Origin of the sequence: Corallococcus sp. AB032C, assembly GCF_003668935.1 — a bacterium.
Classification (GTDB): Bacteria; Myxococcota; Myxococcia; order Myxococcales; family Myxococcaceae; genus Corallococcus; species Corallococcus exiguus.
The window spans coordinates 67,763-92,009 of record NZ_RAWP01000031.1; the positions used below are offsets into that span (position 1 = coordinate 67,763).

The following is a 24,247-nucleotide window of genomic DNA, read 5'->3' on the forward strand; positions in this document are numbered from 1 at the left end:
GTCCATCCACGCAGCCGGGCAGGCAGGCCCCCGCCCGTGCGATTCCGCCCGGCTTGGAACCTGGAACGCGGGCCTCAGTTGTCCCGGTGCACCGTGCCCGGGGAGAACGCCGGGGTGCAGATGGCCACGTACTCCGCGCCGTCCTCCTCGGGGGTGCTGTAGCGGACCCACTCGCCGGGTTCGCACACCACCGTCTGGCCGGCGTGGACGTCCATCACCCCGCCCTTGTGCTCCACCCGCAGCGTGCCCGCGAGCACCAGGGTGATTTCACGGAACTCGGGCGTCTGGCCCGGCTCCTCCCACCCACCGGGGCTGCGCATGTGGGCCACGCTGATGTTGGACGTCTTGGAGTTCACCCGGCCCACGTACTCGTCGATGAGCTTCGGCTTGTTGCCCACGGCCGTCACGCGGATGGGCTTCGGGATGAGCGTGGGCATGCGGATGCTCCAGGGAAGGACGAAGGGAACAGCAGCCATCCCTACCCTACCAGCGCGTGGCGTAGAGTGCCGCCGTGCTGACCGTCGACAACCATCCCCTCCTCGACCTCATCGCCTTCACCTCCTCTTTTCCCGCCCCCCTGGGGGACCTGCCCGCGCCCGACTGGCTGCAGGCCCTGCTGAAGCCCGGCGCCACCGCCCCCGTCCAGAGTGACGACGCCGTCCGGGGCGCCGTGCGCGACCTGCTCCGCCATGGCGGCTACAAGCCCACGGGCCGGGGCAAGCCCGCCTCCGAGTACCTGGTGCGAGCCTCCGGCGACGGCACCCTGGGCACCATCAACGCCGCGGTGGACGCCTGCAACGCCGTGTCCCTGCACAGCGGCCTGCCCATCAGCGTCGTGGACCTGGACAAAGCCCAGGCCCCGTTCCGCGTCTCCACCGCCATTCAGGGCGACCGCTACGTCTTCAACGCGTCCGGGCAGGCCATCGACCTGGAGGGCCTCTTGTGCCTCTTCGACGCGCAGGGCCCGTGCGCCAACGCGGTGAAGGACGCCCAGCGCACGAAGACGGACGCCACCACGCGCCGCACGCTCACGCTGCTGTGGGGCACGAAGGAGCTGAAGGGCCACACCGAGCGCGCCTTCACCTGGTACCGCGAGTTGCTGGAGCGCCTGGGCGCCACCGTCGAGCCCGTGCGCTGAGAAAGCCCTACGCCCCGGGCTTCAACGCCAGCCCCGCCACGATGCGGTCGACGATGCCTTCGGGCGGGGGCGTCACATCCACGGTGAACGCGTCGTCGGGGACCTCCAGGGTCTCCAGCTGGCTGTCGAGCAGCGACGCCGGCATGAAGTGGCCCAGGCGCTTCTGGAGCCGCTCGCGGATGAGGGACGCGGACGCGTGCAGGTACACCCAGCGCTCTCGCGCGGGGTCCACGGTGAGCCTGGCGCGGTAGAGGGCCTTGAGGCCGGAGAACGCCAGCACCAGGTCTTCGTCCGCCTCCAGCGCCTTCTCCATCCTCGCGCGCAGGAGCTCCAGCCACGGCTGCCGGTCCACGTCCGTCAGCGGCGTGCCCGCGGCCATCTTCCGGCGGTTCTCCACCGAGTGCAGGTCGTCCGCGTCCACGAACGTCCACCCCAGCCGGTCCGCGAGCGCCCGGCCCACCGTGGACTTCCCGGTGCCTGAAACGCCCATGACGATGACCACCATGCCGTTGCTGCCTCCCTCGGGTGTCGCGCGCTCCCTCATGCTGCGGCCTTCCCGCTCCAGGTGCCATGCGAGAAGCACGGCCGGTGACACACCGGACGTGAGCGTCCGCTGCCCAACGCCACCGGGCCCGCCCCCGCCATGCCTTCCACGTCGCGACGGGGAACCGCTACCCTCCGCGCCATCATGACTTCCGTGGGAGCAACCCCCGGCCGGACGTTCATCCGGCTCCTCCTGTGCAGCGGCCTGCTCGCGCTGGTGTCCCTGACCGCCTGCCGCGACCCCGCCGCCGCTTCCGGCACCGCGCTCTTCGTCACCGCCCAGTTCGAGCCCGCCCTGAACCTCACCCGGCTGCGCATCTCCGCCACCGCGGACGGCGCCTCCGTGCCCACCTCGCTGCTGCCCGAGGACTCCAGCCGCGCGCTCGTGAACGGTGAGACGTTCCGCGTCCTCCTGGACGGCGCGGCCAACGGCACCCAGGCCACCGTCCGCGTGGACGGCCTGCGCGACGACGCCACGGTCGCCACCGGCGAGGCCGCCGCCACCGTGCGCGACGGCTACGAGGTGGAGGTCACCGTGCGGCTGACCGCCTCCAACAGCGGCACCTTCTGCGTGGACTGTCCGGACGGCTGCTGCCGCGAAGGCGTGTGCACGTCCCGCACCTTCCGCACCTGCGGCGTGGGCGGCGTCGCCTGTGAAATCTGCGACTCGGACCGCGCCGACACCTGCACCAACCGTGGCACCTGCGGCTGCGGCGATGGCCCGGCCTGTGACCTCAACGCCAACAGTTGCAGAAGCGGCAAGTGCTTCTGCGGCCTCCTCAACGCATGCGGCCCGGGCCTGGCGTGCATCAACAACGTCTGCAAGTGCGACCCGTCCACCTGCGCCGGCTGCTGCGACGGCAACAGCTGCATCCCCGCGCCCAACAAGAACCAGTGCGGCAGGGGCGGCGAGGCCTGCAAGAAGTGCGACAAGCGCTGCAACCCGGACGGCTCCTGCGACTGACGGCTCACCTTGCCTTCGCGGCCAGCTCCCGGGCTGTCTCGACGAAGAGGCGCAGCGGCCCGGAGCGCCGCGCACGGCTGGGGTAGTAGAGGAAGAAGCCGGGGACGGTGGGCGCGTAGGCCTCCAGCACCCGCACGAGCGTCCCGCTGCGCAGCTGCTCCCGCACCTCCGGCTCGAAGGCGTAGGTGAGCCCGGCGCCTGACTCGGCCAGGTACTTCATCACCGAGCCGTCGTTGGTGACGACGCCTCCGCGCACCGGAACGCGCCAACTCCTGCGGCCCCGCTCCAGCTCCCAGGCGTAGAGCGTCCCGGTCGTGTGCGAGCGGAAGGTGATGCACTCGTGGCGCAGCAGGTCCTCGGGCTTCCGGGGCGTCCCGTGGCGTTCGAGGTAGCGGGGCGCGCCCACCACCACGAAGCGGAAGGCGTCGGTGAGCCGCAACTGCACCATGTCACGCTCGATGGCCTCGCTCAGCCGTACACCCGCGTCGTAGCCCTCCGCCACGAGGTCCACGAAGCGCTGCTCGATGACCATCTCCACCTCCACCCGAGGGTGACGCTCGCGGAAGGTGGACAGCAACGGGCCCACGACGAAGGGCACCGCCATCGGCGGGGCTGACAGGCGCAGGCTGCCCACCGCCTCGCCGGGCTGGGCGGCCACATGGGCGAGGGCCTCCACGGCCTGCCCGAGTCCAGGGCCTGCCTCCTCCACGAGGCGCCGCCCGGCTTCGGTCAGCGCCACGCTGCGCGTCGTCCGATTGAGCAGCACCACGCGGAGCTGCTCCTCGAGCACACGCACCGCCTTGCTGACCGCGGGCGTGGAGACCCCCAGTTCGCGCGCCGCCCCGCTGAAGCTGCGCAGGCGCGCCACGGTGAGCAACACATGCAACTGCGGAAGGAGAGCCGTCTTCATGGCGCGAGTCCTCTGCGAAGCCAGGCGGAAGCCCCGCTCCGCGTTCTTAACCCTTGGTTAAGAGCCTCTTGGCTTTCTTGCGTCTAGTCCGGAGCGGGACCGGGGCGTATTTCTTTCGCATCGGTTCGAAGCATTCGCCTTCCGCGCGGCACCCCGCCGCCGAGGGCCACCGGAGGATCCTCATGAGCAAGGTCTGGTTTGTCACCGGCGCCAGCAGTGGCATCGGTGCGGGAGTCGTCAGGGCCGCCCTGGACGCGGGGGACCGCGTCATCGCCACGGCGCGCAACGTGGAGAAGCTGCGGTCCGCCATCGGCGAGCAGGCGGGTGACCGGCTCGCGTTCGTGCCGCTGGACGTCACGAAGGAAGAGCAGGCACGACAGGCCGTCGCCGCCGCGGTCGAGAAGTTCGGGCGCATCGACGTGCTGGTCAACAACGCCGGGTACAGCCTCATCGGCAACCTGGAGTCGTTGACCCCGGCGCAGATCGAGCAGCAGTTCGCGACCAACTTCTACGGCGTGCTGCACGTGCTGCGCGCGGTGCTCCCCGTCATGCGGCGGCAGCGCTCCGGGCGCGTCTTCAACGTGTCCTCGATGGCCGGCGTCATCGGCTATGCGACGGTGGGCGCCTATGCGGCGACGAAGTTCGCTGTCGAGGGGCTCTCGCTGTCGGTCGCCCAGGAGGTGGAGCGCTTCGGCATCACGGTGACGGTGGTCGAGCCCGGCTTCTTCCGCACCGACCTGCTCGCCCCACAGTCCGTCGTGTTCGGCGAGCTCGCCGTCGAGGGCTATGACGCACCGGCGGCCGTCAAGGAGCAGTGGCAGGGCTACCACCACAACCAGTCCGGTGACCCCGCGAAGCTCGGCAAGGCGCTCGTGCGGCTGGCCGGCATGGAGACGCCGCCGAAGCAGTTCTTCGCGGGGAGCGACGCGGTCAGCGGCATCACCGCGGACCTGGAGGCGCGGCTCGCCGAGGCGCGGGCGCACAAGGACCTGTCGGTTTCGACGGACGGCAACTTCCAGCTCCCATCCACCAAGAGCCAAGGGAGTCCCCCATGAAGAAGAACGAGCAGACACCTGAAGCGGGCACGAAGGACCGGCGGGGTCTCAGCCGCCGTGACCTCCTGGCCAGCACGGCCCTCCTCGGAGCAGGGGCGGCGGCTGGGACCTGGGCATGCGCCACGCCGTCCGGGCAGTCCAGGGCTCCAGTCATCGGAGGCGCCACGATGAAGACGCGGAAGCTGGGAAGCCTGGTGGTCTCGGAGCTGGGGCACGGATGCATGAGCATCAGCGCCAACTACGGTCCCCCAGCGGACCGGAACCAGGGCATCCAGGTCCTCCGGACAGCCCATGAGAAAGGAGTCACCTTCTTCGACACGGCCGAGGTCTACGGTCCCTACACGAACGAGGAGCTCGTCGGAGAAGCGCTCGCGCCCATCCGCGATCAGGTCGTCATCGCGACCAAGTTCGGCTTCAACCTCGAGGGCCCTCCGGGGCTGAACAGCCGGCCCGAGCACATCCAGAAGGTGGTCGAGGGTTCGCTGAAGCGCCTCAAGACGGACCGCATCGACCTCTACTACCAGCACCGCGTCGACCCCCACGTGCCCATCGAGGACGTGGCGGGCGCGGTGAAGGACCTGATTGCCCAGGGCAAGGTCCTGCACTTCGGCCTCTCCGAGGCCAGTGCGCGGACCATTCGCCGGGCGCATGCCGTTCAACCGGTCACGGCCGTCCAGACCGAGTACTCGTTCATGGAGCGGGACGCGGAGAAGAACGGCGTCCTCGCGGTGTGCGAGGAGCTGGGAATCGGCTTCGTTCCATGGGGACCGGTGGGGATGGGGTTCCTGACCGGGACGCTCGACGCCAGCACGAGGCTCGACCCGAAGACCGATCTCCGCTCCGGCTTCACACGCTTCACCCCGGAGAACCTGGCCGCGAACACGCCCATCGTCGAGGCGCTGCGGAGCGTTGCCGCGAAGAAGGGCGCAACGCCCGCGCAGCTTGCGCTCGCATGGCTGCTGTCGCGGAAGCCGTGGATCGTTCCAATCCCGGGGACGCGCAACCCGGTGCACCTCGAGGAGAACCTGGGGGCCCGCTACATCCAGCTGACGGCCGCGGAGCTTCGCGAGCTCGAGACGGCCTTCTCCAGGCTCACGGTGCACGGCGGCCGGATGAACGAGATGCAGATGGACGCGGTCGACTCGATGAAGTGACCGGTCGTCCGGAGGCTCAGCGCACGGTGAACGGGCGCGAGCTTCCCGCGTACGGGTGGATGCGCCCGTCCCAGCCGGACTTCCAGTTCCCCTCGTGCACCAGCCGGTACGTGCCCGGCTGCGTGTCCCGGGGAATGGGCCACGTGATTCGCACCTTCGAGCACGCGAGCGTGGGCACGCAGAACTCGCGCTGCCAGTGGTACAGCGCGACTCCGTCCCCGTCGTTCGCCACGTCGCGCCACGTGCCATCCGGCTCCCGCCGCTGCACGCGCAGGAAGGTGCCGCCCAGCTTCAAGTCATTGCGCGGATGGCCGCCCCAGAAGGTGACGCTCGCCGTGTCGCCGCGCGCGTAGGAAGCCTTCGCCTCCTCCGAGACGGCGCCGAAGTCCACCCAGAGCAGCTTGTCGTCGAACACCACGCCGGGCTGCAGCCCCACCACCACCTTGCGCAGGTCGCGCGGCGTGGGACCGGGCGGCACGGACGCCCCTTCGCGCAACGCGCTCGCGAGCCCCGTGAAGGACTGTTGCAGCGCCCCCAGCGTCCACGGGCCGAAGTGCGTGGACGCGCCCTCGTAGTCCTGACGCGCGTACTCCTCGCGCGTGGCCACGTAGCCCGAATAGGCATTGGCCGGTCCCGCGATGACCACGTCCGTCACGCCCGTGCCCTGGAGCTGCGCGCGCACCGTGTCGCGCAGCCTGCGTCCCGCCATGGTGGTCAGCTCGAAGGGCACCGCCACCAACGCCAGCGGTCCCACCGTCACCACCTGCAGGGGCAGCACCTCCGGGGACCACGGGTAGGGCTTCATGGTGCCCATCTCCAGGACGATGGGCTTCTCTGCCTGGCAGGGCGTGGTGACGGCGGCGCAGGTGAACTGGCTCCACACGTCGTGCACGTTCTCGCACGTGGCCCCTTCCGAACCGAAGCCGGGCCCGTCCTCCGCTCCCGCCAGCATGGACAGGCCGATGGCCGCGGGGCAGGTGCGGTGCGTTCTGCCGTCCGTGAACGCGGGCGCGACGTCCACCGCGTCCATCTTCACGTAGGCGTGCCGGTAGTCCACGCCGCCCATCACCGGCATCCCGGCGGTGGACCACAGGTGCTCGGCGAAGTCGTATTGCTTCTTCGCGGACAGGGCCGCGTCCTCGAAGTCGTTCGCGCCGCCGCCGTTCGTGCCGCCCAGGATGTTGGGCGTGACGTCGCCTTCATTCGAGTTCGCGAACGCCGCGACGAAGGTGTCCGGGCCTCCGGGCGTCCGTCCTCCCTTCTCCACCTCGAACGTGTGCGCCGCGAGCCCCTTGTTGTCGCCGCTGATGTACGTGTTCGTGTTGCCGATGGACGTGGCGTGCACGGCGAACCAGTTGACGAGCCCCAGCTCGCGCCCGTCCGCTGCCGTCATCCGGAGCAGCGTCATGCGGTCGTCCACGTTGTCGGAATAGCGGGCGCGCTCGGACTCCGGGTTGCGCAGGTAGGCTTCCGGTGAGCGGTTGATGCTGGCGCCATGCAGGTCGCCCGAGGACAGCCGCAGCGAGCCATCGGCCAGGCGTGCGTTGGCGCGGAGGATGGAGTCCGTGATGCCGGAGACGATGGCCTCGAAGTTCTGGGGCACGAAGCCGAAGGTGGTCAGATTGTAGAACGTGTAGTGGCTGAAGCCGCCCGGCCCGGAGTGCGTGTGCGTGGCGCTGAGCAACACGTTGTCGTCGGAGAACGTGTCGCCCAGCTTCGAGCGCAGCCGCTCCACCACCTGCTGCTTCACCGCCTGGAACACCATGCCCAGGTCCGCGCTGACGAAGGCCACGCGGCGGCCGTTGCACGGCGAGGCGATGACGAACGCCCGCGAGTACAGCCGCAGGTGGATGCCCTCCGTCTTCTGGGACACCTGCCCGTAGCCCATCATCCCCACCTCCGCCGCGGGGCCGGTGATGTCCGAGCGCGCCGCGCCGAGGAGGAAGTTCGCCGATCCCTCGCACGCGTTGGCCGGAGCTTGCGCCGGAGCCGGAGCCTGCGGCGTGCCCGCCTGCGCGCTCGCCGTGGACAGCCGGAACCCAGCGCCCGGCCCCAGCGACAGCACGCAGCCCAGCAGCAGCCCGAGCACGGGAGCGAGGCGGGCGTTCAGCGTGCGCATGACATCCTCCACGGCCTTCCGGAAGGGAAGGCCCCCGGCGGCGGCGGGTCCCAGCGTGTCGCTGTCGTCCCCTGGAGGGGAGCGCACGCGAGGGCAAGCCGTCCGACGCTCCACACTCGAACACGGGAGCGCGGCGGATTCAGTCCATTTCGCGGCAGCGGACGGGGCGGCCCGCTCCGCCGCATGGACGCGGAATGCGGGCCGGTCAGGCCCCGGGGGTGGGCCGCGCGGCGACGTGCAGGGTGACGCGGAAGGTGGCGCCGTGGCCCTGCGTGGACTCCGCGGCGATGGTGCCGCCCAGCGCGCGCACGATGGTGTCGCAGATGGACAGGCCCAGGCCGGTGCCCTGGCCCGGCGCCTTGGTGGTGAAGAAGGGGTCGAAGATGCGGCGCAGCAGCTCCGGCGCGATGCCCCGGCCCGTGTCGCGCACCTCCACCACCACCCGGCCGTCGTCATCCACGCGGCTGATGAGCCGGATCTCGTGCTCGTCCGTGAAGCCTTCCGGAATCGCGTGCGCGGCGTTGATGACCAGGTTGAGGAACACCTGGAACAGCTTGCCCTCGTTGGCGCGCACCGTCGGCACGACGCCGTACTGCTTCACCAGCCGGGCGCGCGGCCGGATTTCACTGGCCGCCATCTGCGCGACGGAGTCCAGCACGCGGTGCAGGTCCACCGACTCCTCGTGCGCGTCGTCCACGCGGGAGAAGACCTTGAGCTGGCGGACAATCTGGCGCATCCGCTCGGAGCCCTCGCGCGCGTCGTCCAGCACCTGCTGGTATTCCAGCAGCTCCTCGGCGCCCAGGGGCCGGGGCATGGGGCCCAGCGCGCGGTGCAGGAACTCCAGGTTGGAGAGCACGTAGGACAGCGGGTTGTTCAGCTCGTGCGCGATGCCCGCGGCCAGCATGCCCATGGAGGCCAGCCGGTCCCCCAGCATGAGCTGCGCCTGCATGTGCTTGCGCTCGGTGAAGTCGCGCGCCACCGTCACGCGCGCGGGCACGCCGTCGAAGAGCACGCCCAGCGTCACCAGGTCCGCGCTCACCACCCGCCCGTCCCGGCGCACCAGCGGCACCTCGTGCGAGCGGGCGGCCAGCGCCCCGTCCTGCGCCTCCTCCAGGTGGCGGCGCGCGACCTCCTGGTCCTCGCGCCGCACCAGGCCCAGCAGGTGCCGGCCCAACAGCTGCGCGGGGTCCTGGTAGCCCAGGTAGTTGGCCATGGCCGGGTTCACCGACAGGAGCATGCCGTCCGTCGTGTGCACCACTACGGGATCCGGGAACCCTTCGATGAGCAGGTGGAAGCCGGCCTCCGTGCGGCGCAGCGCCGTCTCCGTGCGCACGCGCAGCGCGTCCGTGGTGTGCTGCTCCAGCGCCAGTGACAGCGCGCCGGCCGCGCCGGACAACAGCTTCACCTCCACGTGCGACCAAGGCCGCGCGTCGTCGCAGTTGTCGAAGCCGATGAAGCCGAACGACTCGCCGTGCACCACCAGGGGCAGCACCAGCAGCGAACGGATGCCCTGCGCCAGGAGCACCGGCGCGTTGTCCGCGCCGAAGTCCTCCGGCGAGCCCTGCACGGCCTCGCCCCGGTGGAGCTGCTCCAGTTGGGGCAGCGTGAAGGCCTGGTCGATGGGCCACGCCTGCGTGTCCGGGTTGTCCAGTTCGCGCGAGATGCCGGGCGCGCACCACTCCGCGCGCTGGGACTGGAGCATCCGTCCGGAGGCGTCGCGGTGGAACTCGAAGACGTAGGCGCGGCTGGCGCCCGCGACGCGGCCCAGCGGCTCCAGGACGGAGTTGTAGAAATCCCCGGAGCCCTCTGGAGCGAGCAGCTGACGCTGCACCTCCACCATCGCGCCCAGGTAGCGCTCGCGCGTGGCGGCGGCCTCCTCCGCCAGACGGCGCGGGGTGACGTCCACCAGCGTGCCCAGCACGCCGCCCAGGTGCTCCGGGTCGCCCGTCACGGACAACTCCACCCAGCGCGGCTGCGTGCCGCCCGACAGCCGCAGCTCCAGCCGCGAGGGCACGTCCGTGCGCGACAGCGCCGTGCGCAGCAGCACCCGCGCCTGGTCACGGTCCTCCGGGTGGAACAGCTCCACGAGTACGCGGCCCAGCCACGCGTGCACGGGAGCTCCGACCAGGCGCTCCCAGGCGGGGGTCGCCAGGACGAGGCGGCCCGCCGCGTCCAGTTCGAAGAGCGCCTCGCGCAGGAGCGACCCGGCGCGCTGGAAGCGACGCGTGTCCACGAGGTCGCTCGCCACGGATGACTGCCCCAGAGCAGCGGCGCTCCCCGTTTCGCGTTGCTCCTGCGCCACCGCGGCCTCCTTCAGCACGGATGAAACGGAATGAAACCTGGATTGGAGGGAAACCCACCCGGTGCGTCCGGGCCCGACCCCTCTCGCCGTCTCACCGCGGCCCGAAGCATAGGGCGCTCGAATGTTTCAAAGTCAATGGACCCACCCTGGACTCAGGGGTTTCCCTCGGAGTCTGGAGGCTCCCAGCCCCCGGGAATTCCGGAACGGGGGCGTTGACGACGATCCCCGAGCAGGCGTGCAGGCACGCCACCGACGATGGCCCATGGGGGCACGTCGCGGGTGACGACGGCGCCCATTCCAATCACCGCGTGGTCGCCCACGGTGACACCGTCGGTGATACCCGCGTTGGCGCCCACCCAGACGTCCTGGCCAATCACGATGCCCTTCGAGGTGACGGGCTGCTCGCGCACGGGGCGATCCGGCGCGAGGCCGTGGTCGAAGGCATAGAGCGTGGCGCCGGTGGCGATGCGACTGCCCTCGCCAATGCGGACGCCGCAAGTGCCGCCGTCCAGGCTGACGCGCGCGTTGAGGCTGACGCGCGATTCCAGCACCACGGGCCCGTGCACGAAGACTTCCGCGCCGATGCTGCACCCCGGCCCGATGCGCACGGTGCGGCCGGGCTCCGCGAAGATGCGCGCCTCCGGGGCAATGAAACATCCTTCGGCGATATCAACTGTCTCCAGCTCGCGAAGGCGGTCCTGCACCTCGCGCTGCCAGGCCTCCGCCCACTCGCGGTGGCGCGGCTTGAGACTGAAGTAGAGCCACGGCATCCACGACAGCCGCAGCTTGTGTTGTTCACGGCGTTGCGCGTTCAGGTCCACGTGTCCTGACCTACCACGGGCCCCGCTTCAACCGGACGCGGGCACCACGGTGAAGTGGCAGCGCTCGCGCTCCTTCGCCACGGCCTCCGCGTCCAGGGACACGGGGGACAGGTGGCAGAGCATGTCGTCCGGCTCCCACGGGTACGGCTGGCCGTCCAGGCGCACGCGCCCTTCGGCCACGGCGCGCGTGGCCTCCACGAGCGACAGCGAGGACAGGTCGCGCATCAGCGCTTCGAAGCGGCCCTGGCGCTCCGGGGTGGAGAAGTGGAAGCGGCCGCGCGCGACGACGGCCAGGTGGTACCACATGGGCCGGAAGGCCACGCCGGCCAGGCCCAGGCGCTGGGCCATGGCGAGCAGCACCTCCGTCGTCTCGCGAGACAGGCCCAGGCCGGGCACCTCCTGGCCGGGCAGCTGCGGACGCTTGTCGCTGAAGCGCGCGCGGGGATGGCGCAGGGACAGCCAGTTGGCGAAGAGGAAGGTCTCGCCCTGGATTTCCTTCTTCTCCACCACCGAGTCCGACAGCAGGTGCTCGCGGCCGCCCGCGTGGCCCAGCACCATGATGCGGTCGCCGGTGCCGCCAGTGGAGGTCACCTGCACGCGCAGGCGGCTGTAGCCCAGGCGCTCCACGTACGACAGCAGGCCGTAGCGGAAGAGCGCGTACTCGATGCCCTGCGCGGTGTAGTGGCCCAGGACGCGCGGCTGCACCTCCGGCCCCAGCCGCAGCGGGCCCTCCAGGTCCTCCAGCGAGAAGGGCTCCCAGTGCGGCGCCTTCCCGGCGGTGTTGGCCTTCTCCGGATCCAACAGGTGCGCGATGCGCTGGAAGCGCGCGCTCAACGGGTCATAGCGCGCGGTGATGCGCTGGTGGCCCAGGCCCGCGAGCACCAGCACCGTGCCCGCGAACAGCTTCCAGGACTCCGCGTGGTAGCCGCCACCGGGCAGCCACACGCTGGCCTGTCCTCGCAGCGCGGCGGCGATGGCCACGTCGCGTTTTCGCGCACCCTGGAGCGTGATGCCCACGCGCCCGAAGCGGTCCCCGGACAGCACGTCCCCGCCGGCGATGACGAAGGTGATGTCCGAGCGGGGCATGCGCGCGAGCAGGTCCTTCACCTTCTGCACGTAGGTGACGTCGTCGCAGCCGTCCGGCACGCGTGTTTCATCCACGCCGGGGGGCAGCACGCCCCAGTCGCTGCCGGACACGGAGCCGATCCACGCCTTGGGTTGTCCGGCGAGGCACGCGGCGGTGCCGTCCGGCGGGTGCGCGTCCAGGTCCAGCACGGCCACGGAGCCGTCGAAGCCGGAGGCGCGCAGGTCCGCCACGGCCACGGCGATGTCGTTGACGGTGCAGAAGCCGCCGCCCTTGTCCGGGCGCGCGTGGTGGAAGCCGCCTGCCATGTTGACCACGGGCCCCTGCCGCGCGAGCGCCAGCCGGGCCGCGCCCAGCGTCCCGCCGCACACGAGCCGCACGCTGTCCAGGAGCGCGTCCACGGGGACCTCGGACGGGTCGGTGGCGTAGATGCGCGCGAGCGTCGCGGGGTCGGAGAGGGACTCCAGGTAGCGGGCGTCGTGCACGCGCGCGAGCTGCGCGTAGGACACGGGCACGGGGTGGCGCACGTCCGCGGCGCGCACCACGCCGGCCTCCAGCAGGTACCAGGTGGTGAAGTCGGTGCCGCGCGGCTCGATGCCCACGGAGGACTCGATGCCGGTGAGGGGCAGTCGGTAGGCCTCGTCGTAGAAGACGTGCACCCGGCCGCGTCCCAGGCCCAGCTTCCACAGCCACGCTTGAATCATCCGCGCCTCGCGGGCGGCAGGGGATGGCGGGTGTTCACGGGGACGAGGGACACGGGGAGCGGGTCGAAAAGAGTGGTGGCCCCTTCATCACGCGAGGGGGCCGTGGGCGCAAGGCTCATTCCACGGGGCGATGGGCCTCTTGTTGAAGGGCGGGGCTGCGGCGGCGCACGGTGCGGGCGGCGACGGTGACGACCAGGGCCCACGCGAGCCCGGCCACCCAGCCGCCGAGCACGTCGGTGGGGTAGTGCACGCCCAGGTACACCCGGGTGCAGCCCACGAGGGCGGAGAGGAGCAGGGCCACGGTGAGGAGATAGACCTTCACGCGGCGGTGTTCGGAGAACTGGGCCAGCAGCGCGCCCAGCGTGAGGTAGGTGATGGCGGACAGCATGGCGTGTCCGCTGGGGAAGCTGGTGGACATCGTCTCGGTGAGGTGGGGCACCACCGAGGGGCGCGGGCGGTTGAAGAGGCCCTTGAGCAGCGCGTTGAGGATCCACCCGCCGACGATGGCGGACAGCACGAACAGGCTGATGCGGTAGCGGCGAGCCACCGCCAGGAAGCCGCACACGGCCACGGTGAGGAGTGACAGCACGGGGAAGCCGCCCAGGGACGTCACGTCGCGAGCGGTCTCCGCGAGCCACCACGGGCCACGGGGGAGCGCGGGGTCTTCGGGTCGGCGAAGGGAGCGCACGATGCGCTCGTCGATGTCCTGCGTTTCACCTTCGGTGACTTCGTCGGACAGATAGACGAAGCCCAGGACGCACGCGACCACGAGCAGCAGCAGCCCCAGGGGCCGCGTCACCATCACGTCCCAACCCGACACCCACCGCCATGGCCCTCGTGACATGACCGTGACTTAGGACAGCGGGTGCGGGCTGGCCACGGGCTTTTCGCGGCGAGTGTCGGGCAGGCTCCAGGTGCTCAGGGATGTTCGACGGACAGGCCCAGGGCTTCGGCGCCAGCGGCCTTCGCGCCGTCGAGGGCGCTGATGAGCCGCGTGTAGGGGGCCCGCGCGTCCGGCTGGAAGAACAGGGCGCGCTGGCCCTTGGGGCGGGCCTCCAGGAAGGCGCGCAGGCGTGGCACGAAGTCGGCTTCGCTCACGGGCTCGCCTTCCAGGAGCAGCGTGCCGTCCGCGGTGAGGCGCACGAGGCCGGGGGCCAGCTCCTTCGACGTCGGGGGCTCTTCGGTCGGGGTGGTCTGCGCGGATGGGAGCTGGAGCTGGAACTCTCCGCGCATGAGCGGGGTCACGACCATGAAGATGATCAACAGCACGAGGACCACGTCCACGAGCGGCGTGACGTTGATGTCCGACTGGATACCGGACTGGGGTTTCACCACGACGGGGCGTCTTGCGTGCATGGCGGTTCTCCTCAGTTCTTCCTCATGGAGACACCCAGGGACACTTTCAGCGCACCCGCGTCCCGCGACTGTTGCAGCACACCGAGCACGTCGCCGCAGGTGAGCGTCTCATCGGCCTTGAGGAGCAGCTTGCGGTCGGGACGGGCGCGCAGCTCCTGCTGGACGCGTTCCTGGAAGCGCGCGGCGTCCGGGAAGGACTCGTTGCCGACGTACAGCATCTTGTCGGCGGTGAGGGAGAAGACCAGCGGCTCGGGCTTCTCGCGCGGCTCGCCCTGCGCGGCGGTGGGCAGGGTGACCTCCTTGTCCTGCTGGGACAGCGGGGTCACGACCATGAAGATGATCAGCAGCACCAGCACCACGTCGACCAAAGGGGTGACGTTGATGTCGGCCTTCACTCCGCCCCTGCCTCCCACGGCCATTCCCATACACAGCCTCCGCGCGAGCTACTGCGAGTCGGAAGCCATGGGACCACGGGGCCGGGATGCCGTTGGCCGTGGGCAGTCGGTGATTCGGTCATGATTCGGTCACGGGTGATGTTCGTATTCTCCCATCGAGGCATATGGTTCATCGCATGCGGACGACCGAAGGCGGCCCACCGCTGAGCGACACGGATCTCGACTCGTTCGAGCAGCGGTATGGGCTCAAGCTCCTGCCGCCTCTTCGTGAATTCCTGCTGGCCACCAACGGAGGCCGGCCGGAGCGCGACCTCTTCAAGCTCCAGGGCCTTCCTGGGAATCCCATCGGCCGGATCCACTTCTTCTTCGGGCTCAACGACCCCGTCGAGTCCTGCAACCTCGATTGGAACCTGGAGGTCTTCCAGGATCGCCTGCCACCAGGTCTGCTCCCCATCGCGACGACAGAAGGCGCGGACAAGGTCTGCCTGTCCGTGACCGGCGCCACAGCGGGCCAGGTGTTCTACTGGGACGCGCATGCCCGGCCGGGCACGACCAGCGTCCACTTCCTGGCGGAAAACCTCGACACCTTCATCTCGGCGCTCCAGTCGGACGCGCTATCGCCCACCGTGCTGGAGTCCTGAGTCACGGTCTCGCGGCGTACGCCCCTGGACGCTCGGACTCCGGAGGCATTGTCACGGGAGTGGGGCCTGTTATCACCCGGTGACGTTCTCACCGGGAGGCACCCGCACATGGCCATCGCCACCATCAGCCCCACCACCGGCAAGACGCTGCGCACGTTCGACGTGCTCTCGTCCGAGGAACTGGAGCGCAAGCTGCAACGGGCCGCGGATACGTTCCGCTCCTACCGCGAGACGTCCTTCGCTGACCGCGCCCGCTGGATGCGCCGCGCCGCTGAAATCCTCGAAGTCGAGGCCGGCCGCTTCGGCCGCATGATGACGGAGGAGATGGGCAAGCCCCTGGAGGCCGCCAAGGCCGAGTCCATCAAGAGCGCCACCGCGTGCCGCTACTACGTCACCCGCGCGGAGAAGCTCCTGCGCGACACGCCCATCGACGTGGATGGCGACACCGCCTTCGTGCGCTACCAGCCCCTGGGCCCCGTCCTCGCCATCATGCCGTGGAACTTCCCCTTCTGGCAGGTCGTGCGCTTCGCCGCCCCCGCCCTCATGGCCGGCAACGTGGGCCTCCTCAAACACGCCAGCAACGTGCCCCAGTGCGCCATCGCCCTGGAAGAAATCTTCCGCACCGCCGGCTTCCCTGAAGGCGCCTTCCAATCCCTGTTCATCGAAACGTCGGAGGTGAACCGCGTCATCGAAGACCCTCGCGTGAAGGCCGTCACCCTCACCGGCAGCGAGGGCGCCGGCCGCGCTGTCGGCGCCGCCGCGGGCCGTGCCATCAAGAAGGTCGTCCTGGAGCTGGGCGGCAGCGACCCGTTCATCGTCATGCCCAGCGCGGACCTGGACAAGGCCGTGCACACCGCCGTGTCCGCGCGCCTCATCAACAACGGCCAGTCCTGCATCGCCGCCAAGCGCTTCATCGTCGCCGAGCCCATCGCCCAGGAGTTCGAACGCCGCTTCGTCGAACGCATGCAGACCATGGTGGTCGGCGACCCCATGGACCCGAAGACCGACGTCGGTCCGCTCGCCACGCCCGGCATCCTCGAAGGGCTGCACGCCCAGGTGCAGGAGAGCGTGAAGGCCGGCACCCGGCTGCTGCTGGGCGGCAAGCCCCAGGGTGGCCCCGGCAACTTCTACCCGCCCACCGTCCTGGCGGATCCGCCGCCCAAGGCCCCCGCCTTCCATGACGAGCTCTTCGGCCCCGTGGCCACCCTGCTGCGCGCCCGCGACCTGGAGCACGCCATCGAGCTGGCCAACGCGACGCCCTTCGGCCTGGGCGCCAGCGTGTGGACCCAGGACGCGAACGAGCAGCGCCGGCTCATCGACGGCATCGAGGCCGGCATGGTGTTCGTCAACGCGCTCGTCGCGTCCGACGCGCGCCTGCCCTTCGGCGGCGTGAAGCACTCCGGCCACGGCCGCGAGCTGTCCGACCTGGGCATCCGCGAGTTCGTCAACGCCAAGACCGTCCGCATCACCGGCGCGGCCGGCGCACCTCCGCCGTCGAAGCACGCGGGCGAATAGCCCCGCCCCCGTCCATCAGCGCGTGCGCACCCGGCCGTCCACCGGCGCGCCGTGCACCTCTTCCAGCGCGGACGTCACCGCGTCCACCTCCGCGCCCAGCTGCTCCACGCTGTGGCGCAGGCCCGCGCCGGCCACGTCCGCGTCCGCCGCGTCCGCCGAGCGCACCCGCAGCACCTGGGCGTAGAGGTTCTCCAGCGTGTAGGCGAGCCGCGTGAACTCGGCCTCCAGCCGGTCCGCCGCCTTCGTCAGCTCCGCGCGCTGACGCACCTGTTCATCCAGCACCAGCAACGCCGCGCGCAGCCGGTCGCGCACCACCACGTCCTCCTCCGCGGCCTGGCGCGTCTCCAGCTTCTTGCGCTCGTCCGCCAGCCGCTGCACGTCCTCGGGCGGCGCCACCGTGCGCAGCTCTCGTTCGCGGCGGACGAGCTCGTGGCAGCTCTTGCGCAGGTCCTGCACGGTGCGCTCCGGCGAGCGCACCATCTCCTGCAACACGCCCTTCCCCGCGCGCAGCTCCGCGAGCAGCTTCTCGCAGACGGCGTCCACGCGCGTCAGGCGCGGATCCGCCGGCACCTTCGCCTGGGGCAGCACCGGCGCGGGCGACTCCTCCACGCGCGTCAACAGGGGGTTGTTGCGCGCGCGCAGGTGCTTCGCGGCCCCCTTGAAGAAGCCGAACGCCACGAACAGCAGCCACCAGTACTGATGCGGAAAACGCACCACAGTGGCCACGCACGCCAGCGCGACGACGAGCTGCCCCACGCCCACCACCGGGTTGCGCGAGGCCTCCTCCCGCGCCGCCTTCTCCGCGCGCTTCGCATCGCGGTGCGCCTGCTGCTGCGCGATGTACGCGTCGCGTTTGGAATGCCGCTCCGCGCGGCGCAGGGCGTCCTTCGACTCGCGCTCCCACTGCTTCTCCCACCGCTGGCGCTCCCGCTCCGCGCCGCGCTCCCACTCTCGTTCCCAGCGGTCGCGCTCCTTCTCGGTGGGCAGGCGGCCCATCCGGCGCACCCACGCCTCCAGGGCCGCGTCCTTGCGCGCGCGCCCCTCCTCGATGGCCGCTTCCAGCCGGCGCAGACGCTCGGCCGCGTCGTGAGGGGGCGAGGAGGCAGGGGGCGCTTCGCGGTCTCGGGGCACGAGGTGACGCTAACAACTTCCCCCGGGGTTGGGGACTGTCGTGGGTGGCCCCATAAGCGCAGGTGTTGAGCCATTGGCGCGCGGCGGCCAGGCGGACACGGTCACGCGGTGGTTCGCTGTAAACGGATGCGGTACTGGGAGGGCACGATGACCCTTCCCACCGCCGCGACCCGCCGCTTCCAGTGGTTCAGCATGGGCGTGCTCCTCTACAGCCTGGGCGTCATCCTTTGGGGCGCGTTCGTGCGCGCCACCGGCTCCGGCGCGGGCTGCGGCGACCACTGGCCCGTCTGCAACGGCGAGGTGCTGCCGCGCGCCCCCACCCTCCAGACCCTCATCGAGTACACCCACCGTGTCACCAGCGGACTGGCCACGGTGCTCGCCGTCGTCCTCTACGTCTGGGGCCGCCGCGAGTTCCCCAAGGGCCACCCGGGCCGCAAAGCGGCGTTCTGGGCGCTGGTGTTCATGCTCACGGAGGGCCTGGTGGGCGCGGGCATCGTGCTGCTCAAGTACGTGGCGCAGGACGCGCGCCTGGGCCGCGCGGTGTGGATGGGCGTGCACCTGACCAACACCTTCCTCCTGGTGGGCGCGCAGACGATGGTGGTGTGGGCGTCCAAGGGCCGCGCGCGCATGGTGTTCCAGCGCCAGGGCGTGGTGGGCGCGCTGCTGGGCGGGAGCATCGTCGGCATGCTGGTGCTGGGCGTCAGCGGCGCGGTGGCCGCGCTGGGCGACACGCTCTTCCCCGCCACCAGCCTCACGCACGGCTTCGAGCAGGACCTGTCGGAGACGGCGCACGTGCTCTTGCGCCTGCGCATGTTCCACCCGGCCATCGCGGTGGCCATGGGCGCGCTGCTGGTGTTCGGCGGCCGTCAGGTGGCGCGGCTGCGGCCCTCGCCGGACGTGCGGCGCGCTTCCGCGTGGCTCACCGGCATGTACGTCGCGCAGCTGTGCGCGGGCATCATCAACCTGGTGCTGCTGGCGCCGGTGACGATGCAACTGGTGCACCTGCTGCTCGCGGACTGCGTGTGGATGTGCGTGGTGCGGCTGTGCGCGGCGGGGCTCGCGGAGGACGCGCCGCGACTGGAGCCCGCCTCCGAGCCCGCCTCCCGCGTGGAGCCGGTGTAGCGCTCAGCCGCGCAGTCCTCGGGGCACGAGCACGCGCGCCACCGCTTCGAAGAGGCCGCTGACCGCGAGCGCGAGCACCGCCGCGGGCACCGCGCCCTCCAGGATGAGCCCCACGTCGTCCAGGCGGATGCCGGTGAGGATGGGCTGGCCGTAGCCGCCCGCGCCCACCAGCGCGCCCAGCGTGGCGGTGCCCACGTTGATGACCGCCGCCGTCTGGATGCCCGCGAGGATGGACGCCGCCGCCATGGGCAGCTCGATGCGCCACAGCCTCGCGCCGGACGGCAGGCCCAGCGCCTCCGCGGATTCGCGCACCTCCCACGGGATGCCCTGCAGCCCCGCCGCCGTGTTCCGCACGATGGGCAGCAGGCTGTAGAGGAACAGCGCCGCGATGGCCGGCTTCGAGCCGATGCCCAGCAGCGGAATCATGAACACCAGCAGCGCCAGCGACGGCACCGTCTGGATGACGCTCGACAGGCCGAGCACGCCCTGCCCCAGGCGTGGACGGCGCGCGGCCACCACGCCCAGCGGGATGGCCAGCGCGATGGCCGCCATCAGCGACAGCCCCACGAGGAACAGGTGCTCGCGCGTGCGCTGCCAGACTCGCGCGCCGCGCCCGTCCGTGCGCACCTCCGTCTTCAGGCCCAGTGAAGCCTGGAGGAAGTCCGCCGCCACCTGGGCCTCCGGCACGTGCTCCAGCCGCGCGCGGGCGTTGAGCTGGACCATCGCCGCTTCCGTCAGCGAGCCCTCCAGCCGGCGCAGCGCCTGGACCACCCGAGGCGCTCGCGTCTCCAGGTCCGCGCGATAGAGGAGCACGGCGTCGTACGCGGGGAAGTGGCGCCGGTCGTCCTCCAGCACGCGCAGCCCGTAGGCGGCGATCTCCGCGTCCGTGGAGTACAGGTCCGTGAGCTGGATGGCGCCGCTCTCCATGCCCCGGTACGCCAGGTCGTGGTCCAGGCCACGCACGTCGCGCTGGGGCAGGCCGTACGCGTCGCGCAGCGCGGGCCAACCGTCGCCCCGTTGCATGAACTCGTTGCTGAAGCCCACGCGCAGCTCCGGGTGCGCCTTCAAATCGGAGATGCGGCGGATGCCCAGCCGCTCGGCCTCCGCCTCCTTCATGCCCAGCGCGTACGTGTTGTTGAAGCCCAGCGACGCGCTCATCCGCAGGCCTTCGTCCGCGAGCGCCTTCCTCAGCGCGTCGTCGTCTGGCAGCGCGCGGCCCACGAGCAACTCCTGCCGCAGCGTGCCGGTGTACTCGGGATAGACGTCCAGCTCGCCCCGGCGCAGCGCCTCCCACAGCACCGTGGTGCCGCCCAGCTCGCGGCGATGCGACGCCCGTGCACCCGCATGCTCCGCCACCTGCGTCACCATGTCCCCGAGGATGACGGACTCGGTGAACTTCTTGGACCCCACGCGCACCTGGGGCCCGCCACCTTCGGTGCTCGTGCACGCGACGGTGAGCAGCAGCAGCCACGCCAGCGTCAGCGCGCGCATCATCCCGGCCTCCGCAGGGGCAGTGGGCGCTGCGCCTGGATGAAGCGCGTGACGAACGGATCCGCGGGCCGCGCCTCCAGGTCGTCCAGCGTGCCCTGCTGCACCACCTGGCCCTCGCGCATCAGCACGATGCCGTCTCCCAGGAAGGCGGCCTCCGCCAGGTCGTGGGTGACGAGCACCACCGTCTTGCCCAGCCGCTCGAAGATGCCGCGCAGGTCCGTCTGGAGGTCGTGGCGCACCAGCGGGTCCAACGCGCCCAGGGGTTCGTCCAGCAGCAGCACGTCCGGATCCAACATCAGCGCGCGCATCAACGCCACGCGCTGCCGCTGGCCTCCGGAGAGTTCGCCCGGGAAGCGCTCCAGCGCATCCTCCGGGAAGCGTGTCAGGTCCATCAGCTGCGCCAATCGCTCGCGGATCCGCGCCTCCGGCCAGCGCAGGTGCCGCGCCATCAGCGTGACGTTCCTCTCGCCGGTGAGGTGCGGGAACAGGCCTCCGCCCTGGAGCGCGTAGCCCACGCGTTGGCGCACGGCGAGCAGCGCGTCCGCGTCCTCCGGCAGGGGTTGTCCGTCGAAGAGCACGCGCCCCGTGTCGGGCCGGAGCAGGCCGTTGAGCAGCCGCAGCAGCGTGGACTTCCCACAGCCGCTGGGGCCGATGAGCACCGTGGTGGCGCCCTTGGGCAGACTCAAGTCCAGCGGGTGCAGTGCCTGCGCGGCACCGAAGCGCTTGGACACTCCTTCCAGGAGGAACACGAACGCCACGTCCCTTCAGCGCGGAGCGAACACGCCGTTGCAGGCGGTCGGAAAGGGGAAGGGCGCGCTCGCTGGGAGGCTGCACGCCGCGAACAGGCCCCAGCCCTTGTAGTTCACGCCGCCGGTCCAGACCTGGACTTCACCGCCACCCTCCTGCGCGGGCGCGGTGAAGCGGACGCAGCGCGTGGCCTGGCCCTCCACGTAGCAGTCGCGCACCTCCACGGGACCCGCTCCCGGGAGCGCGTCGCGCAACTCCTCCGCGCTCCGGTCGCGCCAGCGCTCCACCTGGCCCGCGCCCGGCGCCACCGGCCAGAAGATGCTCCAGGAGAAGGTGGACGCGGCACAGCGGATCCTCCCCGCGCGCGTCGTCGAGTCCGCGACCTCGCAGCCCTCCGGCAGGTACAGCACCCGCCACGGAAACCGGGGTGGCATGACGAGCGCCGATGGAGACAGCGTGTCGCCCTCCGGGTTGCCCCGCGTGGCCAGGTACGCGAACAACTCCAGACACCGGCCCAGCCCCGCGCGGACGTCGTCGCGCACCACGCAACCCAGCTGCCGCACGTGGCCCGCGGAGGGCGTCACCGCCGTGACGTAGCCACCCACCGTGCAGGTGTTCCCGCCGGAGCACTGCTCGAATCGGAGGGAGGGGTGCGGCTGTCCCGCGAGCGGCAGCTCGCCGCGGGCTTCCGTGAGGCCGGAGCCCAGCCTCGCCTGGACGCGGGCTCGGCCGGAGTCCACGGCTTGCGCCTCGCTCAGTCCGGGCTGTTCGTGCAGCCACACGGAGAGCGCGCCGCAGCGGTACGTGCGCGACGTGGCTGTGTCCGGGATGGGGACGCAGCCGTCGAAGAGGGGGCGCGCGTCGTCGACGAAGGGGCCCGAGGGCGTCACGCCCTTGGAGGGGACCGCGGGGGCCACTGGCGCCGACGCAAGACACGCGCTCAGCAGTCCCCCGAGTGTCACCCCCATCGCCGCGAGTGCCGTGCGCATCCGCGAGGGGATAGGCGCCGGACCCGGCCGAGTCAACCGGCCCGTCGGCCCGACGCCCACCGCGCTACACACGCGGGCACGACTACTTCACGTGCTTCAGCTGCTTCTCGATCTCTTTCGCCTTCGTCTCGTTGCCGCGGACGACGCGCTCTTCATTGCCCAGGAGCGCCAGGAAGCTGGCGTCGTTCTTGTACTCCTTGTGGCCTTCCTCGAGGAGGGACATGCCCTTCTTCTGGTCCTCCGCGATGCGCGACATGAAGGCCTTGTCGAACTCGGGGCCCTGCTTCGCCTGGAGCGTGGTGATCTCCTCGTTCGTCTTGTCGAAGGCCTTGCCCAGCTTCTCGCCGGAGCCCTTCATCTTCTCCTGGTAGCCCGCCTTCGCGCCGGAGCCGCCCGTGCCCATCTGGTCCTCGGAGGTGATGTTGCTGTCGGTGAGCGCGCTGACCTCCAGCTTCTTCTGCTCGGCCCAGTCGCGCAGGCGGGTCTGGCTCTGCTCGTGGTCCTCGCGCAGCTTGGTGGCGAACTGCTTCACCTGCGGATCCGACGCCTGCTGCTCCGCGAGCCGCGCCAGCTTGATCTGGCGGTTGTTGAAGACGGCCAGCGCGCCCACGTACTGCACGCGCTTGGCGGCCGCCTCGCCCACGGCCTTGCCCCGCTCCATCTCCTGCTTTTCCTGCTTGGACGAGTCTTGGGCGTGGGCCGCGAACCCCATCAGCCCCGTCATGACCGCCGCCGTCACCGCCCGCGTCTTCCAATTCGCCTTGCTCATGGGCCCTGCCTCCCCCGCCTTCGCGGATGAACGTTTGACGGGGGCAAGGTGTGGACGCGGAAGCCGGGTGCCAGGGCCGCCTGGCTGAGCGCCCTCCCCCCGGGTACGAGGCCCGAGGGATGAAACCGCGTCACTCCACCGGCAACAGGCCGCGCACCACCGCGCCGCGCCCCTGCGCCGCGGCCTGGGCCCAGCCGCGCAGGAGCGCCAGCACCTCCGAGGAGAAGCCAGGCGTGTCGAGCAGCGTGACGGTGGTGGCCATCCCGCCCGTCTGTGCCTGCTCGAAGCGCGCGGTGAGCCAGCAGGCCCCGGCGCCCACGCCCTCGGGCACCGTGCGCGACACCTCCAGCTCCAGCAGCGAGGACGGGGACAGCCACCCTTCCGCCCAGCGCAGCCGCCGCGCCAGCAGCGCGCTCAGGGATTCGCTCGCGGCCGTGGCCTGCAGCGGCAGGGGCTCGCCGTCGCCGGAGGGCAGGTACACCTCGCGCAAGAAGGGCGGCTCGCGGGTCAGCGCGTGCGCCGTCGCGCGCAGCCACAGGCGGCAGTCGCGCAGCACGTCCGCCGAGGCCGCCTCGAACGGGGGCAGCGGGTGGCGTGTCGGGGAGCGGCGGCTGCCCTTTCGGTCCGCCTCCACCTCCACGAAGGGGGACACGCGCGCGCAGCCCTCCACCGTGCCGTCCACCTCCAGCCCCAGCCGCTCCAGCCGCGGGCCCCGGCCCAGGCCGCGCCACAGGTCCACGAAGGCCGCCGCCAGCGGTGCCGCGTTCGCGACCGAGTACGGCCGCCACTCCACGCGCTGACACACCACGCGCGCCGACGGCACTCGCGCCCCGGGAGGCCCCAGCCCCAGCGTCAGGTCCTCGCCGCCCACCGCCACGCGAGAGGCCAGCACGTGCCGCACGGGGCCTTCCAGCAGCCACACCTGCAAGGCGCCTCGCGGCACCGCGCCCTCCACGTAGCGCGCGCCCAGCAGCCACAGCTCGCCCTGGATGAGCACGTCCTCGCCCCGGGGCGCGTGCAGGTTCGGCCTCGAGTCCTGACAGCCCAGCACCCAGGCCCCACGACCCTCCTGGACCCAGCGCACCCGAAGGCCCTCCGGCAACGCCTCCAACGCGCGCCGCGTGGCCTCCGCCTCGCTCATTCCCTCCGCCATTGGGCCCCTCTAACCAAACAGCGCTACGGTATTCTTACGTAATAGCTGTGATTCACCGCCCGTGTCAGCACGTTTTTCGTGGTTTCCCGAGTGGGTGGCAGGAAACCCGGTGGGTCTGGGTGGGGGTCCGGCGGGGGAACTAAG

General features: G+C 71.1%; 23 protein-coding genes. 7 read left to right on the plus strand and 16 right to left on the minus strand.

The annotated features are described in order from the left end of the window. Positions 1–74: 74 nt before the first annotated feature. Entirely contained in the window at positions 75–437 is a 363-nt protein-coding gene (locus D7X99_RS16200) for a cupin domain-containing protein (protein WP_121758173.1), read from the minus strand. A gap of 74 nt (positions 438–511) precedes the next feature. Between D7X99_RS16200 and D7X99_RS16205 the strand changes: the two genes are divergently transcribed. After that, positions 512–1,138, plus strand: coding sequence for a phenylalanine--tRNA ligase beta subunit-related protein (locus D7X99_RS16205; protein WP_121778597.1), 627 nt, complete (start codon positions 512–514; stop codon positions 1,136–1,138). A gap of 7 nt (positions 1,139–1,145) precedes the next feature. Here the strand turns inward: D7X99_RS16205 and D7X99_RS16210 are convergent, their stop codons facing one another. Continuing rightward, a complete protein-coding gene (locus tag D7X99_RS16210) occupies positions 1,146–1,643 on the minus strand; it encodes a gluconokinase (RefSeq protein WP_121778620.1) in 498 nt (165 codons plus the stop codon). A gap of 192 nt (positions 1,644–1,835) precedes the next feature. Between D7X99_RS16210 and D7X99_RS16215 the strand changes: the two genes are divergently transcribed. Further along, positions 1,836–2,645: a hypothetical protein gene (locus D7X99_RS16215; RefSeq protein ID WP_233613439.1), complete on the plus strand. Its 810-nt coding sequence runs from the start codon at positions 1,836–1,838 to the stop codon at positions 2,643–2,645. Between the two features lie 4 nt (positions 2,646–2,649). Here the strand turns inward: D7X99_RS16215 and D7X99_RS16220 are convergent, their stop codons facing one another. Beyond that, complete coding sequence (locus D7X99_RS16220) at positions 2,650–3,555, minus strand: LysR family transcriptional regulator (protein ID WP_121778599.1); 906 nt, start codon at positions 3,553–3,555, stop codon at positions 2,650–2,652. A 182-nt stretch (positions 3,556–3,737) separates the two neighbouring features. Between D7X99_RS16220 and D7X99_RS16225 the strand changes: the two genes are divergently transcribed. Together D7X99_RS16225 and D7X99_RS16230 are read left to right on the plus strand one after the other, a co-directional pair. Then, positions 3,738–4,610, plus strand: a complete 873-nt coding sequence (locus D7X99_RS16225) for an SDR family NAD(P)-dependent oxidoreductase (RefSeq protein ID WP_121778600.1) — start codon at positions 3,738–3,740, stop codon at positions 4,608–4,610. 167 nt (positions 4,611–4,777) lie between these two features. After that, on the plus strand, positions 4,778–5,764 hold the full coding sequence (locus D7X99_RS16230) for an aldo/keto reductase (protein WP_121778601.1): 987 nt from the start codon (positions 4,778–4,780) through the stop codon (positions 5,762–5,764). A 16-nt stretch (positions 5,765–5,780) separates the two neighbouring features. On the opposite strand, the gene D7X99_RS16235 is transcribed toward D7X99_RS16230, so the two are convergent. From D7X99_RS16235 to D7X99_RS16265, 7 genes are all read right to left on the minus strand, one after another. Further along, positions 5,781–7,883, minus strand: coding sequence for a neutral/alkaline ceramidase (locus D7X99_RS16235; RefSeq protein ID WP_121778621.1), 2,103 nt, complete (start codon positions 7,881–7,883; stop codon positions 5,781–5,783). Positions 7,884–8,088: 205 nt separating this feature from the next. Next, entirely contained in the window at positions 8,089–10,131 is a 2,043-nt protein-coding gene (locus tag D7X99_RS16240; RefSeq protein WP_233613441.1) for an ATP-binding protein, read from the minus strand. Positions 10,132–10,337: 206 nt separating this feature from the next. Next, complete coding sequence (locus D7X99_RS16245; RefSeq protein ID WP_121778603.1) at positions 10,338–11,006, minus strand: DapH/DapD/GlmU-related protein; 669 nt, start codon at positions 11,004–11,006, stop codon at positions 10,338–10,340. Positions 11,007–11,033: 27 nt separating this feature from the next. Then, on the minus strand, positions 11,034–12,794 hold the full coding sequence (locus tag D7X99_RS16250) for a histone deacetylase (RefSeq protein ID WP_121778604.1): 1,761 nt from the start codon (positions 12,792–12,794) through the stop codon (positions 11,034–11,036). A 115-nt stretch (positions 12,795–12,909) separates the two neighbouring features. Then, positions 12,910–13,638: a phosphatase PAP2 family protein gene (locus D7X99_RS16255; RefSeq protein WP_121778605.1), complete on the minus strand. Its 729-nt coding sequence runs from the start codon at positions 13,636–13,638 to the stop codon at positions 12,910–12,912. 74 nt (positions 13,639–13,712) lie between these two features. Then, complete coding sequence (locus tag D7X99_RS16260) at positions 13,713–14,150, minus strand: biopolymer transporter ExbD (protein WP_121778606.1); 438 nt, start codon at positions 14,148–14,150, stop codon at positions 13,713–13,715. Positions 14,151–14,161: 11 nt separating this feature from the next. Continuing rightward, positions 14,162–14,575, minus strand: a complete 414-nt coding sequence (locus tag D7X99_RS16265) for a biopolymer transporter ExbD (RefSeq protein WP_121778607.1) — start codon at positions 14,573–14,575, stop codon at positions 14,162–14,164. Between the two features lie 146 nt (positions 14,576–14,721). On the opposite strand from D7X99_RS16265, the gene D7X99_RS16270 reads away from it, so the two are divergent. Together D7X99_RS16270 and D7X99_RS16275 are read left to right on the plus strand one after the other, a co-directional pair. Further along, on the plus strand, positions 14,722–15,186 hold the full coding sequence (locus tag D7X99_RS16270; RefSeq protein ID WP_233613443.1) for an SMI1/KNR4 family protein: 465 nt from the start codon (positions 14,722–14,724) through the stop codon (positions 15,184–15,186). A 108-nt stretch (positions 15,187–15,294) separates the two neighbouring features. Then, positions 15,295–16,701, plus strand: coding sequence for an NAD-dependent succinate-semialdehyde dehydrogenase (locus tag D7X99_RS16275; protein ID WP_121778609.1), 1,407 nt, complete (start codon positions 15,295–15,297; stop codon positions 16,699–16,701). Positions 16,702–16,716: 15 nt separating this feature from the next. Here D7X99_RS16275 and D7X99_RS16280 read toward each other — a convergent pair whose 3' ends face one another. Continuing rightward, the gene (locus tag D7X99_RS16280; protein ID WP_121778610.1) at positions 16,717–17,832 is read right to left on the minus strand and encodes a hypothetical protein; all 1,116 of its coding nucleotides are present in this window, start codon (positions 17,830–17,832) and stop codon (positions 16,717–16,719) included. Positions 17,833–17,979: 147 nt separating this feature from the next. Here D7X99_RS16280 and D7X99_RS16285 point away from each other — a divergent pair, with 147 nt between their 5' ends. Beyond that, positions 17,980–18,954: a COX15/CtaA family protein gene (locus tag D7X99_RS16285; RefSeq protein WP_121778622.1), complete on the plus strand. Its 975-nt coding sequence runs from the start codon at positions 17,980–17,982 to the stop codon at positions 18,952–18,954. 3 nt (positions 18,955–18,957) lie between these two features. On the opposite strand, the gene D7X99_RS16290 is transcribed toward D7X99_RS16285, so the two are convergent. The 5 genes from D7X99_RS16290 to D7X99_RS16310 form a co-directional block, all read right to left on the minus strand. Beyond that, positions 18,958–20,445 carry a glycine betaine ABC transporter substrate-binding protein gene (locus D7X99_RS16290; RefSeq protein ID WP_121778611.1) on the minus strand — a complete coding sequence of 496 codons (1,488 nt, stop codon included), beginning with the start codon at positions 20,443–20,445 and terminating at the stop codon, positions 18,958–18,960. Then, positions 20,445–21,194, minus strand: a complete 750-nt coding sequence (locus D7X99_RS16295; protein WP_121778623.1) for an ATP-binding cassette domain-containing protein — start codon at positions 21,192–21,194, stop codon at positions 20,445–20,447. Before D7X99_RS16295 ends, D7X99_RS16290 begins: the two co-directional genes overlap by 1 nt. Before the next feature lie 15 nt (positions 21,195–21,209). Further along, the gene (locus tag D7X99_RS16300; protein WP_147476166.1) at positions 21,210–22,181 is read right to left on the minus strand and encodes a hypothetical protein; all 972 of its coding nucleotides are present in this window, start codon (positions 22,179–22,181) and stop codon (positions 21,210–21,212) included. An 82-nt stretch (positions 22,182–22,263) separates the two neighbouring features. After that, entirely contained in the window at positions 22,264–22,950 is a 687-nt protein-coding gene (locus D7X99_RS16305) for a DUF4142 domain-containing protein (RefSeq protein WP_121778613.1), read from the minus strand. 130 nt (positions 22,951–23,080) lie between these two features. After that, positions 23,081–24,103: a hypothetical protein gene (locus tag D7X99_RS16310; protein WP_121778614.1), complete on the minus strand. Its 1,023-nt coding sequence runs from the start codon at positions 24,101–24,103 to the stop codon at positions 23,081–23,083. Positions 24,104–24,247: the final 144 nt, after the last annotated feature.

Bases quoted from the DNA above. Each gene is read 5' to 3' on its own strand.
- D7X99_RS16200 (WP_121758173.1), bottom strand. From the start codon at position 437: ATGCCCACGCTCATCCCGAAGCCCATCCGCGTGACGGCCGTGGGCAAC.
- D7X99_RS16210 (WP_121778620.1), bottom strand. From the start codon at position 1,643: ATGGTGGTCATCGTCATGGGCGTTTCAGGCACCGGGAAGTCCACGGTG.
- D7X99_RS16220 (WP_121778599.1), bottom strand. From the start codon at position 3,555: ATGAAGACGGCTCTCCTTCCGCAGTTGCATGTGTTGCTCACCGTGGCG.
- D7X99_RS16225 (WP_121778600.1), top strand. From the start codon at position 3,738: ATGAGCAAGGTCTGGTTTGTCACCGGCGCCAGCAGTGGCATCGGTGCG.
- D7X99_RS16230 (WP_121778601.1), top strand. From the start codon at position 4,778: ATGAAGACGCGGAAGCTGGGAAGCCTGGTGGTCTCGGAGCTGGGGCAC.
- D7X99_RS16235 (WP_121778621.1), bottom strand. From the start codon at position 7,883: ATGCGCACGCTGAACGCCCGCCTCGCTCCCGTGCTCGGGCTGCTGCTG.
- D7X99_RS16250 (WP_121778604.1), bottom strand. From the start codon at position 12,794: ATGATTCAAGCGTGGCTGTGGAAGCTGGGCCTGGGACGCGGCCGGGTG.
- D7X99_RS16255 (WP_121778605.1), bottom strand. From the start codon at position 13,638: ATGTCACGAGGGCCATGGCGGTGGGTGTCGGGTTGGGACGTGATGGTG.
- D7X99_RS16260 (WP_121778606.1), bottom strand. From the start codon at position 14,150: ATGCACGCAAGACGCCCCGTCGTGGTGAAACCCCAGTCCGGTATCCAG.
- D7X99_RS16265 (WP_121778607.1), bottom strand. From the start codon at position 14,575: ATGGGAATGGCCGTGGGAGGCAGGGGCGGAGTGAAGGCCGACATCAAC.
- D7X99_RS16270 (WP_233613443.1), top strand. From the start codon at position 14,722: ATGCGGACGACCGAAGGCGGCCCACCGCTGAGCGACACGGATCTCGAC.
- D7X99_RS16275 (WP_121778609.1), top strand. From the start codon at position 15,295: ATGGCCATCGCCACCATCAGCCCCACCACCGGCAAGACGCTGCGCACG.
- D7X99_RS16285 (WP_121778622.1), top strand. From the start codon at position 17,980: ATGACCCTTCCCACCGCCGCGACCCGCCGCTTCCAGTGGTTCAGCATG.
- D7X99_RS16290 (WP_121778611.1), bottom strand. From the start codon at position 20,445: ATGCGCGCGCTGACGCTGGCGTGGCTGCTGCTGCTCACCGTCGCGTGC.
- D7X99_RS16300 (WP_147476166.1), bottom strand. From the start codon at position 22,181: ATGCGCACGGCACTCGCGGCGATGGGGGTGACACTCGGGGGACTGCTG.
- D7X99_RS16305 (WP_121778613.1), bottom strand. From the start codon at position 22,950: ATGAGCAAGGCGAATTGGAAGACGCGGGCGGTGACGGCGGCGGTCATG.
- D7X99_RS16310 (WP_121778614.1), bottom strand. From the start codon at position 24,103: ATGGCGGAGGGAATGAGCGAGGCGGAGGCCACGCGGCGCGCGTTGGAG.